Consider the following 16617-nt stretch of genomic DNA (forward strand, 5'->3'; position numbering starts at 1 on the left):
AGGGTATGAACGCTGCCATTAAACAGACTTTGAATGACTTTCAACTGCGACATACCAGTTGTCGGGAGGAAGTGCTGGATACGTTTTTCACCGCCAATTACGCCCTGGGACACCACGATATTGAAGAAAGCCTGAAAGACGACTTCGACCGGGTGACGATTTACCGGACGCTCAAAACGTTTGTCGACAAGGGCATTCTGCACAAGGTACTGGACGACGAAGGCGGGTTGAAATATGCCCTCTGCCGCGAAGCCTGCGCCCACGATCACCACCACCACGACCACGTTCACTTCAAGTGTGAACAGTGTGGCCAGACGACCTGCCTGGAAAACACCCTCATTCCGGCGGTTAGTTTGCCCTCCGGATATAGTCGCAAAGAAACTAATCTACTGATTCAGGGCGTGTGTTCGCTTTGTAATAAAAACATTGCGTTGTAATGCCCCATTCGATTTTTGCGGAACGTGAGACCCGGTTTTTACAGGAAGAACTGAAAGCCCGTGCGGGCTACAACCGCCTGTCCATCATCCGGGTAATCTGGTTTGTTGGCGTGGCTTTTCTGGTCTATTTTTTACTGAATCGCGAGCAGGACGGTCTGGCCATCGGTGTCGGTTTGCTGGGCATAATCGGTTTTCTGGTGCTGCTGAAACGCCACCAGGCCGTTCAGCGCCGACGTGATCGCGTCCGTTGGCTGGCCTTCATCAACCGCGACGAAACCGCCCGGCTGGAACGCAAATTTCTCCGCCCCGAAACCGGCCTTGAGTTTGCCGATGCCAACCATCCCTACGCTGGCGACCTCGATATTTTCGGGAATCATTCCATTTTTCGATTGCTCAACCGGACGTATACCTACGAAGGGAGCCGCAAACTGGCGGCTTATCTGCGGTCACCCGTTCCCGTCGATGAGGTGCTGCTTCGCCAGGATGCCGTGGCCGAATTGCGCCCTCTGCTCGACTGGCGGCAGGAACTGGCGGCTCTGGCGTACCTTAATCCGTCCGTTGGCGAGTCCCCGCAGGCCCTGAAAAACTGGGCAACCAAACCGGCTGACCCGCTGCCGGTGTATTTAACCATCGCCCGCTGGCTGTTTCCCGCCATCACGCTGACCTTGCTGGTGCTTTGGATGACCGGTTATTTGCCGGGCTGGGCCGTTACGGCTTCGCTGCTGGTGCATGGCGTGTTGCTGGGGCAGGCGGCTGAACGGGCGAAAAACGTGAGCGAACAGACCTTTGCGATGTCGCAGGCCCTGAAAACGTACCACGACTTGTTGAAGCACCTCGAAAATCCGCGCTTTGAATCGGCTATTTTGCACCGGTTGCAGGCCGTAACAAATCTCGAAAACCGGTCGGCAGCGGCTGCCATTGGCAAGCTGAGCCAACTGGTCGAGAACCTCAATTTTCGCCGGAATCCGTATTTCTTTCTGCTCGTCGGCATTGTTACTCTTTGGGATATTCACTATTTGCAGGCCCTCGACCGCTGGCAGCGCACCTACGGCCCGCACCTGAACGACTGGCTGGATGCGCTGGCCGAAGCCGAAGCCTTGAACAGCCTGGCGGGTCTGGCCTACGCCCATCCTGACTACGCGGTTCCGGAGTTTAGAGAAGAACCGCTGCAACTGGATGCGCAGCAGGCCCGGCACCCGATGTTGATGGCCAACAAAGGCGTCGCCAACTCGCTGAAAATTGACGGAAATGGGCAAACGATTCTGATTACCGGTTCGAACATGTCGGGGAAAAGTACGTTTCTCCGGACGATTGGCACCAATGTCGTGCTGGCCCTGGCCGGATCGGTGGTGGCGGCAGAGAAGCTGATTTGTTCACCGGTGCAGGTGTTTACGAGTATGCGGACGCAGGATTCGCTGGAAGAAAACACCTCATCGTTTTACGCCGAACTGAAACGCCTGAAAACGCTCATCGATCGCACGCGGCAAACGTCCAACTGGCCGGTTTTGTATTTTCTGGACGAAATTCTGAAAGGTACCAACTCCGCCGACCGCCACCGGGGCGCGCGGGCCTTGATTCTCCAACTGCATGAAACCTCAGCCTCCGGTTTTGTGTCCACCCACGATGTCGAGCTGGGCGAACTGGCGACCACGCACCCGTTTGTCCATAATTACAGCTTCCGGTCCGACGTGGTTGATGGAAAACTGCACTTCGATTACCAGTTGCAAACCGGCGTTTGCCGGAGCTTCAACGCCAGCCAGTTGATGGAATCCATTGGCATAGAAATGCACAAGTTTCAGGAGGGTTAATTCGTCGGTTTGTCGGGAACGGGCGCCGACGCGTGGTATTCCTGATAAATCCGTTCCATGTAGTTGTCGAGGAGTTGCAAAACCCGCTCGCGGTCGGGCGATTGGACGATGAAACCAACGTGGTGTTCCTTGTTCATGCGCCACTCGATTTCGCTGTCCGTAAAACAGTCGGTGTTGGGCCACGGCTGGCGGGCGAGCGAAATAATCAGCCCGGCATAGTGGTGTTGGACGGCCGGTAATTCATACGGTTCATTCCGGGCCATGGCAGATTCGAGTTTGGCCCATTCGGCCCAGAGGTTGATTCCCGACGAGATTTCGACCAGTTCGGCAATGTTGGCCCCGCCCACGCGCGACGAGGTTTCCAGAAAATAGTATTCCCCATCGTGATCACCCCGGATGTATTCAGAATGCGAGGCACTCGACTGCATCCGAAATGCTTTTAAAACGGCATCATTCAGTTCGTACAGGTTTCGGGCTTCGTCGGAGTCAAAGGGCAAAATAGCCGTTCTGAAAACGCCCCCGCCGTGGGCCACGTCCATCGGTGTAGCCAGATACTGGCTGGCGCGGGTAAAAATTGTTTTCCCATTTTGCGACAGCGAATCGACGTGAAACACGCGCCCCGGTTTGAATTGCTCGATCAAAAACGTATGCCGCAGGTCGCCCAGCGAATGAATCACCTGCCAGGCTTCGTCCAGCGAATGCACTTTTTTGATCCCGGTGGCCGATGCTTCGGAGCGCGGTTTGATGAGCCAGGGCGCTTCCGTGTTTCGCAGAAAGTCGGTGATGGTTTCGTCGTGAAACAGACTGCTGAACGCCGGAACGCGAATGCCATCGGCAGCCGCCCGCATCCGCATGGCCAGTTTGTCGCGGAAAAACCGCGCCGTGGTTTGGCCCATACCCGGAATCCGGAACGTTTCGCGCACCAGGGCGGCTTTCTCGACGTCAAAATCATCCATTGCCACCACCCGATCAATTTGATGCGATCGCATGATGTGCGCCAGTCCGTTAATCATCACATCCAGATTCTGCGACGAATTATCCTGCGACGGCAAATAAAAGAATTCGTCGACGGCTTCCCGCGGCCAGGGATGATCGGCCAGTTTCTCGTAGGTCAGCAGATAAACGGTGTTGCCCGCTTCCTTGCAGGCTTTCAGAAAAGCTTCGCCCTTGAAATACGTTGAGATGCAGAGGAATGACAATGTCTGGGACATCAGGATTAGATGGTTGTTGATGGGTAAATGATTCTGATGGTTAAAACGGTTTTGGGTGCTTAAACCGTTGAAACGGTTCATCGTCAATTTCGCGATTTCTTTTCTCCGGATTAAAATCCGGGGCTATTTTTTCCACGACGCCCGTAACCAATTTAACCATTTTTTAACAATTTAACCATCAAACCATCTACTTCAACCATTCCGCAAAAAATCAATCAATAACCGAATCCCGAAACCGGTTGCGTTCTTTTGCGTTCCGAATTCCGTGTCGGTGAACGCCATGCCGGCAATGTCCAGGTGCGCCCAGGCGGGGTGCGATTCGGTGAATACTTCCAGAAATTTGGCGGCACTGATGGCACCGGCCAGCGGTTTCCCGCTGAAGTTTTTCAGGTCGGCCACATCCGACTGAATGTCTTCCTTGTAAACATCCCAGAGTGGCAGCGGCCACAGCCGTTCGCCGGTTTGGGTAGCGGATTTCAGGAGCTGGCTGGTCAGATCGTCGTTATTGCTGAACAAACCGGCAGCATGATACCCCAGCGTGCCGATGACACTGCCCGTTAACGTTGCGAGGTCGATCAGGACGTCGGGTTGGAAATTGCGGACCATATAACCCAGGCCGTCGGCCAGAATGATGCGGCCTTCGGCGTCGGTATCGATCACCTCGATGGTTTTGCCGAGGTAGGAGCCGATGACGTCGCCAGGTTTGGTGGCGTGGCCGTCGACCATGTTTTCCGTTGAAGGAATAATGCCGATCAGGTGAACCGGTAACCGGAGTTTAGCGGCCACTTCCATCGTTCCCAACACCGCTGCCGCTCCGCCCATGTCGCTCTTCATCAGGTGCATCCCGGTCGACGGTTTGATGGAAATACCGCCCGTATCGAATGTGACGCCTTTGCCCACCAGTCCCACTTTTTTAGCATCCGGCAGATCGTCGGGCTTGTATTCCGCGATGATGAAAACCGGGGGATGCTCGCTGCCTTTGTTGACGCTCAATAAAGCTAAAAGTCCCTGCCGTTCGATTTCGGTTTTGTCGAAAACCGTCACCGAATAGCCATGTTGCTGGCCGGAAGCGATGGCCCAGTCGGCCAGGACTTGCGGAATTTTGTAGTTGGACGGCGAATTCATCAGGTCCAGCATCTGGCGGTGCGTGGCCGCAATGGCTTCCGCGCGGTGAAGAACTTCTTCGGCGATACCCTGCTGTTGATCCCCAATATAGATTTCCAGAACGCCTTCTTCCGAATAAAACTCAGCGGTTTTGGGTTTATCCGTGCTGTGCAGTTTCAGGTCATAACCACCCCAGCGGATGCCCAGCGCCACACTCTCGATGACGTCGGCATCAAAACCGCTCAGATCGACGCCGACGGTTGGGGTCAGCCGGTCTTTTTGCCGGAAAAATAACTCTCGGAAGGACCGGAGCCAGACCATGGCGGTAAGTTCTTTCCCTAAACCCAGCAGATACGTTTTTCGTCCTTCGGATTGGTAAAGAGGAAGAACTTCCCGGAAGTCGGCTTTGAAATCGTGCTGCAAAGCAGTCGGTGTCAGGTTAAACCGGTCGGCCAGGGCATTCAGCACTTCCGGTAAGTCATCGGTTTGCTGAATCGGTAGAATGAGCGTGTCGACAGACAGCGACTGGGTGGTCGTGAGTTGGATTTGCATCAGGAAGTAAGGTTACGACAAAGGTAACGATCAAAAAAACAACCATTCTACGGCCTGTGGAAATTCCCGGCCCCAGCGGCTTTCGGTGTGTTTTCCATTCGGATCGATGGACAGGTGGATTTTCAGGTTTGGGTGGCTCTTTTGCCGCAGCAGGGATTCCTGCAAACGCTGCAGAGCCGGAACCATGTAAGCCGACTCCTTCTTGCCGCCATAGAGATATACTTTCGTCGGTTCAGGATGGTAAAACCGCAGCGCATCGGCATACACTTTGGGAGCCGCCCAGAGTGAAGGCGAGAAAACCAGCAGCTTTCCGAAGGTTGAAGGATGCCATAAACCGGCATACACACTGATCAAACCACCCATCGAACTGCCACCGATGCTGGTGTGGATTCGGTCGGACAGAGTACGATACTGGGCGTCGATGTGCGGTTTTAGCGCATGAACGATGAAGTCGAGATAATGATGCCCTTTGCCGTCAGCGAGCCGGGTGTTGTAGGGCAGAAATTCCGCAACACGTTCGCTGTCACCGTGGTCGATGGCGACGATGATGATTTTGTGATGATGCCGGTGCGCCAGAATCGCCAGTTTCTGATCGATGGTCCAGTTGCCAAACGATGAACCTTCGCCAAACAGATTTTGCCCGTCGTTCAAATACAAAACCGGGTAACGGGCGCTGGAAGCGTCATAATCGTGGGGCAATAACACCCGAATCCGGCGCGTCGTATTGATTTGTGGCGCGTCAAAGGCATCGCTGACCAGGCTAATTTGGGGCAAAAAGGCCGGATTGAAGGGAAAACCAAACCACCGCCAGTGCGGAACCACATCCCGGCGGGTGCCGATCTGGCGACGGGAAACCCGGTTCGGAACGCCTTCGCCAGCCGCGCTCAGTTCCACCGAATCCCAGCTTCCGCGCGTGTATTTGTATTCCAGCGGAACAATCCCGGCCGGCAGTTCAATACAATACTTTCCTGGCCCGGTTTTCTCTAGTTGAAATCGTTCTACATCCGGATACCACTGGCAAAAGGGGCCGGAAATAAATACCGGTCGGTCGTCGTCAGTCGTGGAGAGTTCAAAGCGGATGGAAGCCATGCAGGGTTATCTAATCAAGGTCTTTACGCCCTGCCGTTGTAAAGGTTAGGGTAAATCTCTATTATTGTTCGCAAAATGAGACAATAAAAGATTCGCTTATTCCTAAGTCGTGAGCTTTTGATGGATGCTTTGCAAGTTCTCATTTTATACGAAACAAAAGACTATGAAAACCCTTTTAATCCTGACAGTATTGACGATTCAGGTAGCCGAGATGGCGAATGCGCAATTGAACAAGACGCCCCCGCAAGCCAAAACCGCCAACGGCGTAGTCGAAGGCATCACCGAACCCACTGGAATCCGGGCTTTTAAAGGCATTCCGTTTGCCCAGCCGCCGGTGGGTGAGCTACGCTGGAAAGAACCGCAGCCCGTCAAAAACTGGCAGGGCGTCCGAAAAACCAATCAGTTTGGTCCCCGGGCCATGCAACGCGCGGTTTTTGGGGATATGGGATTCCGGTCGAATGGCATGAGTGAGGATTGCCTGTACCTGAACGTGTGGACGCCCGCGAAGTCGGACAAGGAGAAACTGCCGGTTCTGGTGTATTTCTACGGGGGCGGTTTTATTGCGGGTGACGGCTCCGAAGGTCGTTACGATGGTGAGAGCATGGCAACCAAGGGCATGGTGGCCCTTACGGTCAACTACCGGCTCGATGTGTTTGGTTTTATGGCGCATCCCGAGTTGACGAAGGAGTCGGCCCATCAATCGTCGGGCAATTATGCGTACCTGGACATGGCTGCGGCTTTGCGCTGGGTGCAGCAAAATATTGCGGCTTTTGGCGGTGATCCCAAGCGGGTGACCATTGCCGGAGAGTCGGCAGGGTCGATTGCGGTGAGCGGCCTGATGGCATCGCCCCTGTCGAAAGGCCTGATTGCCGGAGCCATTGGCGAAAGCGGTTCCTTGCTGGGTGGGTTGCCACCCGTTCCGCTGGCGAAAGGAGAAGAAGCGGGAGCGGCTTTTGCGAAGGGCGTAGGCGCCAGCTCCTTAGCGGATTTACGGGCCATGCCGGCGGAAAAACTGCTCGAAGCCACGGGCAAACCCGGCACCCCCCGGTTTAGTGCGACGGTGGACGGGTATTTCTTCCCGAAACCGCCGATGGAAATTTTTACCGCTGGCGAACAGGCGCAGGTGCCGTTGCTGGCGGGCTGGAATTCGGAGGAGATGAACGCCCGGGCGGTATTGGGACAGGAAAAACCGACGCCCGAAGGCTACGCCAATGCCGTGAAACGACTCTACAACGACCGCGCCGAGGAGGTGTTGAAACTGTATCCGGGTTCGACGGAAGAAGAAGTGCTGGAATCGGCGACGGCGCTGGCGGGTGATCGTTTTCTGGCCTACAGCACCTGGAAATGGGCGGATTTGCAGAGCAAAACCGGTGGTGGCAAACCAGTGTACCGGTATTATTATTCACGTCCGCGCCCGGCGATGGTGCCCGAAATGGGCAATGCCGCTCCCGGTCTGGCGGGCGGTGTCGTGAAATCGACGGATGCCAACGCCGTGAAAGTACCGCCCGCACGGGGGGCCGTCCACTCCGCCGAAATCGAGTATGCGATGGGGAACCTGCCGAAAAACAAGGTTTACGCCTGGACTCCCGATGACTACAAAGTTTCTGAGGTGATGCAGAAGTATTTCGCCAATTTCGTTAAAACCGGGAATCCGAACGGTTCCGGTTTACCCAACTGGCCCGCCATCAACAGCGGCAACAGCGTTCAGTTTATGCAAATCGACGTGAACACCCGCCTGGAGACGGAGAAAAACCGGGCGCGGTATCTGTTTCTCGATCCATATTATACAAAGCAGTAGATTTCGGGATTGTTATTGGGTAGAAGCGGGGGCGGTTCTTTGGGAACTGCCCCCTGTTTTTTGGGAAAGGGTTAGGGGAGTTTAGAAACTTGCAAGGACTTTAAGATCTTACAGGTTTTGGGCTTTTCGCGCTAAGATCTGTAGATTATGAACTTATGATTCCTGAATCGTCTATTCTTAGAAAATACATTCGCGCCTTTCAAAAGTTGAAGCAAGGAGGAACACGGTATGGCAAAGCGCCACACAAGCCGGTTTTTCTGTTGACTATAATCGAACTCATTGAAAAACAACTTATCACCCAGAACCGCCTGCTTATCACGCCTGAACTCGTTGCGACATTTAAGGAAAACTTTGCTCTTTTGGTTAAGACCGCCCATAAAGATGACTTCACACAACCATTTTATTACCTTCAGAGTGAAGGTTTCTGGTTTCTGAAAGCAAAACCGGGTTTTCAGATTGACACGTATATTAGTAGTGTTCAAACCTTAAATGACCGACTGGAGTATGCTTTTCTGGCCGATGATTTATTTAATCTGCTGATCAGTGATGCTCATTTCCAACTAAAACAAGTACTTCTCGACACTTATTTTGGCGATACTAAACCGGCATTTCTGCACATCAAAAACGAGGGGCGGAGCTACTTGCAGGATTTGGAATCGGATCTGTTAAATGAAAAAGAAACGATTTATCCGGCTTTTCAGCCAGTTGAAGACGAAGAAACGCGTTTTGTCCGGGGTGGTTTGTTTAAAAGATTAGTACCAAAAGTATATGATTTCACCTGCGCTATTTCAGGAATGAAAGTAATTGCCGTAGATGGATCTTCGCTGGTAGAAGCCTGTCATATTGTGCCGATCAGCATTTCCGGTGATGATAAAGTCACGAATGGAATTGCCCTCTGCCCGAATCTACATACGGCTTTTGACAGAGGGATGATTGGCGTGGACGAAGACTTGAGAGTTCAAGTCTCTCCGTTACTTGCTGAAAATCAGAAAAGCCCGTATAACCTGCGGCAGTTTCATGGAAAACCGTTGCAGTTGCCATTTGGGGAAGTTCATTATCCGAAGAGGGCGCATTTTGGGTGGCATATGAGGGAACGGTTTAGGCGATGACCAATCAAATGACCCGAGCTGTCCGTCTTTTTTTTAGACGTAATTAAAAGCATCCTCCCGGGCATACTGTAAACCTCCAAATTTGTCAATTTTTCGTTTGGTTGTTTGAATAGTGCAGGGCATGTCTTCCATGAGGTGTTTCGTCGAGAATCGCAGAACGTTTAGGGGCAATCCGCGTCGTGGCGTTGTTGTCGAGGTAAATCATGGCAAGACAGATCTATCGAAAAGCCGGGACTGTTGTGCCACTTTTTTGCGCCGTCAGGCGCTGAACAGCGCAGCGTCGGTAGCCGATTCGGTTGTTCCCTGCCCTCCCCGTGTGCCGTCAGGTACACAACCGGAGGTTTGATGGGAATTATTGCGTGCCTCACGGCACGCGGGAGCGTTGGGAAGATCGTTGTTGCTACCGACGCTGCGCTGTTGAACCCCTACGGCATGAATGGTTTGGCTCGTTCTTGTTTATTAATATTAGGCGAATTCTCATTCCAGCGGCTTAAACAAATACCGTTCGTCATAGTCGACGTCAAACGCATCTAAAAAACGGCGGTATTCGTCTAGAAATGTTCGGGTTCGGTGGTGTTCTTCCTGGTTTTCAATGTAATGAATGACGGCGGGTAGCTGGCTCTTGCCGTATGAAAATGCGCCGTAGCCTTCCTGCCAGGCAAAACGGTTGGCCGTCAGGCGGTTTTCATTGATCCATTTTGACGAGTCCTGTTTGAGTTGCTGCATCAAATTGGAAAGTGATTGAGTCGGGCGCATTCCCATTAACAGGTGAATGTGATCCGGCATGCCGTTGATCGCGAGGAGTTTGTGTGTATGGTTGTGGATGATGCCCGTCATATAATGGTACAGTTTGTATTTCCACGATGGCGAAATGACGGCGGTTCGGTGTTTCAACGCAAAGACCAGATGCAGGTGAATTTGGGTGTAGGTGTTTGGCATGGTGGTGTGGGTTGTTCGTTTTGAAGGAAGGTTTTGTCCCTACGGGACACCGTGAGGAGCAGGGCGATTGTTTCTACCGACGCCTTCGGCTGTTGTATCCTTACGGGATGGTCAAATGATTGATCTGTTATTTCTATAGACGCTTTGGATCTCTATAATATACTGAATATGTTTGAACAAACATTTATCTATAAAAAAAGGGTGGTAGGCTAATCGTTAGCTTACCACCCTTTTTTCCTACAAATTTCCCTTCTTCAACTCACTCACTGCATGATTGGCCGCCCGCGCCGTGATGGCCATAAAGGTCAGCGACGGATTTTGGGTGGAGGTGGAGGTCATGCAGGCACCGTCGGTGACGAAGACGTTCTTGCAGGTGTGAAACTGGTTCCACTTGTTGAGGAGCGACGTTTTGGGGTCTTTGCCCATCCGCACACCGCCCATTTCGTGGATGTCGAGCCCGGGGGCTTTGTCGGGTTTGTCGTGGGTCTGGATGTTGGTGAAACCGGCCAGCGTCAGCATTTCGGTCATTTGCTCGTGGAAATCCCGGATCATCTTTTCGTCGTTGTCGTCGTAGCCCACCGACACCCGCAGTTGCGGAATGCCCCAGGCGTCTTTCAACTCCGAATCCAGGGCCACAAAACTCTCTTCTTTGGGAATGGTCTCGCCCATCATGTGCGAACCCACGCGCCAGTTGCCGTATTTCCGGTTGAACAGGCTCGCCTTCAGTTCTTCGCCAATACCGGCGGTGTCGTTGCTGGTAATCCGGCTGCCGCTGAAACCGGCGGCATAGCCCCGCAGAAAGTCAGTTTCCTGCTTGAAGACGTTGCGGAAACGCGGAATGTAGCTGCCGTTGGGCCGGATACCGTCGGTGGTTTTGTCGAGCAAGCCTTCGTATTCGGCCGAAATGGTTGTTCGGAAATTGTGGAAAGCCATGTATTTGCCCAATAAACCGTTGTCATTTCCCAAACCGTTCGGAAACCGGCTGGATTTGGAATTCAGCAGAATCAGGTTGGAGTTCAGACAAGCCGCGTTGACGAAGATGATTTTGGCAAAATATTCCGTCTCCTGTTTGGTGTTGGCGTCAATCACGCGCACGCCCGTCGCCTTGTTCTTCTTGCCGTCGACCAGAATCGAATGGACGACGGAATCGGGCCGTAGCGTCATTTTGCCGGTTTTGGCGGCCCAGGGCAGTGTGGACGAGTTGCTGCTGAAATACCCGCCGAAAGGACAACCCCGCTGGCAAAGGTTCCGGTTCTGGCACTGTCCGCGTCCCTGCTTCAAGTGAATTTCTTTGGGTTGGGTCAGGTGCGCACAGCGGCCGATGATGATGGGTCGCGCGCCTTTATAATGCGTCGCCATCTGATCGGTGAAGTGTTTTTCCACACACGACTGCTCGTGGGGAGGCAGGAATTCGCCGTCCGGTAATTGCGCCAGGCCGTCTTTGTTGCCAGCTACCCCGATAAACCGCTCGACGTGGCTGTACCAGGGCGCGATGTCGGCATAGCTGATGGGCCATTCCACCGCAAAACCGTCGCGGGCGGGACCTTCGAAATCATACTGCGACCAGCGTTGGGTGCCGCGCGCCCACATCAGCGACTTCCCGCCGACCTGATAGCCCCGAATCCAGTCGAACGGTTTTTCCTGAACGTACGGATGTTCGGCGTCTTTGACGAAAAAATGGGCCGCGTCTTCGTTGAAGGCGTAGCAGCGGCTGGCAATCGGATTGGCGTCTTTCAGCGCCTTCGGAATTTGGCCCGCGTGTTCAAATTCCCACGGATTCATCATCGTGGTGGGGTAGTCGGTCACGTGTTTGACGTCGCGGCCGCGTTCCAGCACCAGCGTGCGCAGGCCTTTATCGCACAGTTCTTTGGCCGCCCAGCCGCCACTGATGCCGGAGCCGATGACAATGGCATCGTAGGTGCGGTCTTTTACCGAATCGATATTGAAGTATGACATAGGAGAGGAAGGGTCAGTTGTTGATAAGGTCCACGCAGCCGTGGTAAAAACCGGGTGCCATGACGTATTTCCGGACGTTGACGAGGTAATATTCCGAGTTGGTATACCCCCGAATGGTCAGGCCTTTGATCAGATTGGTGAATTGTTGCGTTTCCGGCTCGACAGCCGCGCTGAGTTGACGCAGGAGGTCAGTGCGTTGGGTGGCATCGCAGGCCGTAAACGGTTTGCTGTACGTCTGCTGGGCAAACTGGTCGGTTTTGGCCAGGCCGGTCTTCAAGAGTTCCTGCGCTGTTTGATCGTAACAATCGGTAATCATGCGCATGACGAACTGATGCACTTTCAGGGATTTGGCGCCGGGCGTGGTGGTTTCGGGAATGAATGTCTCGACCAGTTCGGCCAGCATCGTTTCTTCGGCGCGGGATGCAAACGTGGTCTGACCAACGGTTTCGGGCGTCCAGCCGGTAGCCCAGGCGGGTAGTGTCACCAGACTCCCGGTTGCCATCATCAGGCTTTTTAAGGCGGTACGTCGTTTCATGAAGTAGGGGTTTATGGAACAAAAGTATTAAACCTTTTCGGGAATCAGAACTGCGCCGGATTTTCTGATACCGGCTTTGTCTTCGGGGCCGAACACCGGGTGGTTTATTTAATAAAAAGAACGTTTGACCCGGCAAAGCGAGTGTCTTGTACAAATTTTACCCTGTAATTTTTTTTACCAAAACAATGTCATTATATATAAGTAACTGATTTTGAGTGAATTGTGTTGATGGGCTTAGCCGGATTTGCGGGTTAAAGTGTAGGTAGAAAAACATTGTTGATGCGAAGACGGTTTAATTAGGCGCAATGAATATTGCACCTACTATTAATCAACGTTATCCAAACCGTTATGAAAGCACAATTCACATTAATGGCAAGCTGCCTTTTGGGGGCGCAACTGGCGATTGGTCAGAACACTACCAACACGACGTCTACAACGAGCACATCGACCTATAGCGCACCCGCAACCGACACGACCAGTGCGACTGGTACGACCTATTCTACGACGCCAAGCACCGTGTCGACGGACAATAATGCAACGCAGACAACGGGTACGACCTACTCAACGACGCCCGCCCCCGCTGCGAACAGTGCCAATACCGTGACCACGACCACGACGACCACTTCATCGACGGACGACCAGATGAGTCGCAACAACCGGAATAAGGCGGACAGACCGGCGGGAAAAGATGGTAAATTCGGAATCTATGCGGGGGTGAACTTTTCCCGTTTTATGAACGAACCCATCCCCTCCGACGCCTACCGGGTTGGTTGGCAGGCCGGCTTGTACGGTCGTACGGGCGGAACGGTTTTTGGACAAATTGGCCTTGAATACCGGAATTCAACCACCGATTTGATCCGGACGGGTCAGGGCACTACGCCGGGATCGGTTTCCGGTGAAGTTCGTGGCAAAATTGACCAGCATTTTCTGGCGATTCCGGCCTATGTCGGTCTGCGCATTGGCAGCGCACTGGGCTTGCGGGTTCAGGCAGGGGCTGAACTGTCTTCGCTGGTGGCCATTGGCGACAACAATTTTCAGTTGGAGAAAGACGATCTGAATCGCACGATCCTGAATGGTCTGCTGGGAGCGGGTATCAACCTGGGCCCATTGACGCTGGATGCGGTGTATAACCACGGTTTTCAGAATGTATTCGATGATGCCGATGCCAAGCGCCGGACGTTTGCTGTTAACCTCGGTTTCCGCTTTTAAGTAAACGAGCAACTTTTTTCTGTAACCTAAAGTGTGCCGAAAGGGGCGCTTTAGGTTATTTTTTTGTGGGGTAGGATCGTGGTTTTTCTTTTATTCACTCCTCAGCACTTTCGCCGGGTTACGCCTTGCCGCCTTCATCGTCTGTGATCCGATCATGATGAAAGCAATCAGCAAAACCGCCAGCAAGCCGACGAATAGCTCGACGATTTGCACGGGGGTGTGATACGGGAAATTGGTGAGTACAACATTCTCGAAGAAAAAGTACGTTACGGGCAGCGCAATGAGAGCCGATATGGACAGCATTAGGAGAAAACCACGGCTCAACAAGTAGACCAGGTTGCCGGAAGTGGCGCCCATCACTTTGCGGATGCTGATCTCCTTCAGCCTGGTTTCGGTTGTATAGGCCACCATCCCGAACAAACCCATTGATGCGATCGAAATGGCGAGGAATGAAAGAAAACCGATGATCTTGATCAGGATGGAAAATTCGTTGTAGGCATCTTCTATGGCTTCGTCATAAAATTCAGCCTGAAAAGGATGAACCCGATCGAATTTCTTCCAGGCGGACTCGATTCTGGCCCTGGTCGCCAGCAGATCAGTGCTTTGTATTTTAACATTAATGACTGCCCGGTCTTCAGGTGTCCAGGGCATGAAGGCTACCGGTCCGACGAGGTTGTCGACCTTGCCGTAGTGAAAATCTTTCATCACGCCAACAATGGTCATCCTGCGTCCATGCAATTTGAAACTGGTAAATGTGATCTCTTTCCCGATTGCTTTCTCGGGGTCGTTGTTAGCTATGTTGAATCGTTTTAGCAGTTGCTGGTTTACGATCACTTCCGTGACGGCTTCGGCTGTGGTGGGTCGTGCCTTGAAATTTCCCCCGGCAATGAGCTTGTATTCATGCAGCGACAAGTAGTTTTCGTCAACGTGGTTGGTCATGATCAAGGCAGAGTCACGCGAATCATTGTATTTCATAAAACCGCCCCAGGCATTCCCAACGCTGGTAATGATTAACGACCGGGACACTGCGGTTACTTCCGGCATCTCGCTCAGTTCTTTCAGAAACCCATCGGGTTTATTTCCCTGCATCGTAATGTTCAGGATGTTTTCCGTGTTGAATCCCAGGTCGAATGCCAATATATTTTTATACTGCACATAGCCAACGGCGGTTGTTGTGATAAAGATCAGGGTGAGCGTGTATTGAATCACCACCAAAGCGCGTCGACCAAGCGCGGCCCGGACTGTTGCGTGTTTCAATACTTTCACCGAGGCCACATTCCTGAGCGCATTGATTGCGCTGACTTTCGAAAAGAATAGGGCGGGCATGAAACCGGCAATCACACCAACGAGAATTGAAAAGACCATAAAAGCTACGATCATCGAAGGAGTGAGCTCGAGCTTCACCGTGGCCTGCATCTCAGGAGCCAGGTTGATCAGCAGCGGCCGCAAGACGAGAAAGATAAAGAAGGAAAGAAGAAGGGCTGCCAGGGAGATCAGGATCGCTTCCACCAGAAACTGTTGCCATACCTGGCTCTTTCCGGCACCAATCGCTTTGCGAATACCTACTTCCTTAAAGCGTCGCAGGGCTCGTGCCATCGACAGGTTGGTGTAGTTGAAACACGCCGACAGGATCACTACGAGAGCCAGCCCGCCGAGTATCCAAAGCACCACCGGAGGCATGTGGGGGCCCAGGGAGCCAGGCCCTCCTTCGGAGCGACTGAGCGACTCTCCGACTACAATCCGGTATAAAGGAAGCAACTCAAGTTGAATCGTTGTCTTTTTTTCGGCGCGGTTTTCCTCCTTTGCAAGGGCGTCGAGCTGCGACTGGATGGAAGCCGGGTCGGCAGTTGGAGCCAGCCGGAGGTATACGTAGTTCGACGACATGTTTGCCCAGTTATAGAAGCTGTCGTTGTTTCTGTTGAGTTGCTCGGCCGTCGACAGCGATACCAACGCTTCGAAGTTGATGTGCGAAAAGAAGGGAACGTCCTTCATAACACCGGTCACCTGGTAGTCGAGTGTATCGAACCGGATGGCTTTGCCAAGCGCCGATTGGTTGCCGAATAACTTTTTTGCTGCCGTCTCCGTCAGAACGATCGAGTAAGGATTTTTCAGCGCCGTTTCGGGATTGCCTTCCCGCATCGGAAATGTAAAGACCTTGAACAGTGAGGGATCTGCCCAGAAGCCCTTGATAGGAACCATAGCGGAGCCAATCTTCGCGTCCTGCGAAAAGTCGTTGTGCACAATCGCCACTTCGTCGATGCCGGTCACTTTCTGCCGGATCAGCTTTCCGGTTTTTATGGATGCGGTTGCAAACTTGTCTCCGGACCACGATTGGCCGGGCCGCGGACGGCTTTGTCCACGATTTTCAGTCACTATGCTGGTAATGCGATAGATTCTTTCCCCGTTCTTATGGAACCGGTCGTATGAATGCAGGTCGAGCACGAACGCGATCAGCAACAATCCGACGGACATGCTGATGGCCAGGCCAACCATATTGATGAATGAGAAGAGTTTGTTGCGCATTAGGCCGCGCCCCGATGTTTTGAGGTAGCTTCCGATCATGATCCAGCTGGTAAAAAGGTTAACAAATTGGGGTCTTCATGCTGTTTAGGCATTGCATTTAATGCCCGGTTTTCATCTTTTCAGGCGTTATTCCGCGATGCAATCGTTTCGTGCGGCAAGCATACGAAAGTAGTTGAAGCTGAATGAAAAAATGATGTAAACCCGGCAAAAAGTGGGGCGAATAATTGTGGGAAATCCCGCCTTTATTGACAGGGAAAAGCCTTGAAAAGAAGAAGCGTGTTGCTGAAAATGGAACTACCAAAAGACAATCCTGGTAGGTTTTTTCGATCGTATTTCAGCAAGAAATC

Annotated in this window: 12 protein-coding genes; 5 read left to right on the forward strand and 7 right to left on the reverse strand. The window is 52.7% G+C overall.

Features of this window, described 5'->3' with window-relative positions; all coding sequences use genetic code 11:
* Positions 1-5: 5 nt before the first annotated feature.
* Positions 6-437, forward strand: coding sequence for a Fur family transcriptional regulator (locus FH871_RS17100; protein WP_138992634.1), 432 nt, complete (start codon positions 6-8; stop codon positions 435-437).
* Positions 437-2245 (forward strand): DNA mismatch repair protein MutS, encoded by a 1809-nt coding sequence (locus FH871_RS17105; RefSeq protein WP_138992635.1) that lies wholly within the window; start codon positions 437-439, stop codon positions 2243-2245. The genes FH871_RS17100 and FH871_RS17105 overlap by 1 nt, the downstream gene beginning before the upstream one ends.
* Here FH871_RS17105 and FH871_RS17110 read toward each other — a convergent pair.
* From FH871_RS17110 to FH871_RS17120, 3 genes are all read right to left on the reverse strand, one after another.
* On the reverse strand, positions 2242-3456 hold the full coding sequence (locus FH871_RS17110) for an acetyl-CoA carboxylase biotin carboxylase subunit family protein (protein WP_138992636.1): 1215 nt from the start codon (positions 3454-3456) through the stop codon (positions 2242-2244). The two genes, FH871_RS17105 and FH871_RS17110, sit on opposite strands and share 4 nt — an antisense overlap.
* Before the next feature lie 192 nt (positions 3457-3648).
* Positions 3649-5112, reverse strand: a complete 1464-nt coding sequence (locus FH871_RS17115; protein ID WP_138992637.1) for a M17 family metallopeptidase — start codon at positions 5110-5112, stop codon at positions 3649-3651.
* Positions 5113-5142: 30 nt separating this feature from the next.
* On the reverse strand, positions 5143-6201 hold the full coding sequence (locus FH871_RS17120; protein ID WP_138992638.1) for an alpha/beta hydrolase: 1059 nt from the start codon (positions 6199-6201) through the stop codon (positions 5143-5145).
* 163 nt (positions 6202-6364) lie between these two features.
* Here FH871_RS17120 and FH871_RS17125 point away from each other — a divergent pair, with 163 nt between their 5' ends.
* Together FH871_RS17125 and FH871_RS17130 are read left to right on the forward strand one after the other, a co-directional pair.
* The gene (locus FH871_RS17125) at positions 6365-7999 is read left to right on the forward strand and encodes a carboxylesterase/lipase family protein (protein ID WP_138992639.1); all 1635 of its coding nucleotides are present in this window, start codon (positions 6365-6367) and stop codon (positions 7997-7999) included.
* Between the two features lie 155 nt (positions 8000-8154).
* A complete protein-coding gene (locus FH871_RS17130) occupies positions 8155-9108 on the forward strand; it encodes an HNH endonuclease (RefSeq protein WP_138992640.1) in 954 nt (317 codons plus the stop codon).
* Positions 9109-9585: 477 nt separating this feature from the next.
* Here the strand turns inward: FH871_RS17130 and tnpA are convergent, their stop codons facing one another.
* The 3 genes from tnpA to FH871_RS17145 form a co-directional block, all read right to left on the reverse strand.
* Positions 9586-10047 (reverse strand): IS200/IS605 family transposase, encoded by a 462-nt coding sequence (tnpA, locus tag FH871_RS17135; RefSeq protein ID WP_138992641.1) that lies wholly within the window; start codon positions 10045-10047, stop codon positions 9586-9588.
* A gap of 237 nt (positions 10048-10284) precedes the next feature.
* Positions 10285-12003: a GMC oxidoreductase gene (locus tag FH871_RS17140; protein WP_138992642.1), complete on the reverse strand. Its 1719-nt coding sequence runs from the start codon at positions 12001-12003 to the stop codon at positions 10285-10287.
* Positions 12004-12016: 13 nt separating this feature from the next.
* Positions 12017-12538 carry a gluconate 2-dehydrogenase subunit 3 family protein gene (locus FH871_RS17145; RefSeq protein ID WP_138992643.1) on the reverse strand — a complete coding sequence of 174 codons (522 nt, stop codon included), beginning with the start codon at positions 12536-12538 and terminating at the stop codon, positions 12017-12019.
* Positions 12539-12886: 348 nt separating this feature from the next.
* Here FH871_RS17145 and FH871_RS17150 point away from each other — a divergent pair, with 348 nt between their 5' ends.
* The gene (locus FH871_RS17150; RefSeq protein WP_229317352.1) at positions 12887-13747 is read left to right on the forward strand and encodes an outer membrane beta-barrel protein; all 861 of its coding nucleotides are present in this window, start codon (positions 12887-12889) and stop codon (positions 13745-13747) included.
* Positions 13748-13837: 90 nt separating this feature from the next.
* Here FH871_RS17150 and FH871_RS17155 read toward each other — a convergent pair whose 3' ends face one another.
* A complete protein-coding gene (locus FH871_RS17155) occupies positions 13838-16270 on the reverse strand; it encodes an ABC transporter permease (RefSeq protein ID WP_306439243.1) in 2433 nt (810 codons plus the stop codon).
* Positions 16271-16617 lie beyond the last annotated feature (347 nt).

Origin of the sequence: Larkinella sp. C7, assembly GCF_006149005.1 — a bacterium.
Taxonomy (GTDB): domain Bacteria; phylum Bacteroidota; class Bacteroidia; order Cytophagales; family Spirosomataceae; genus Larkinella.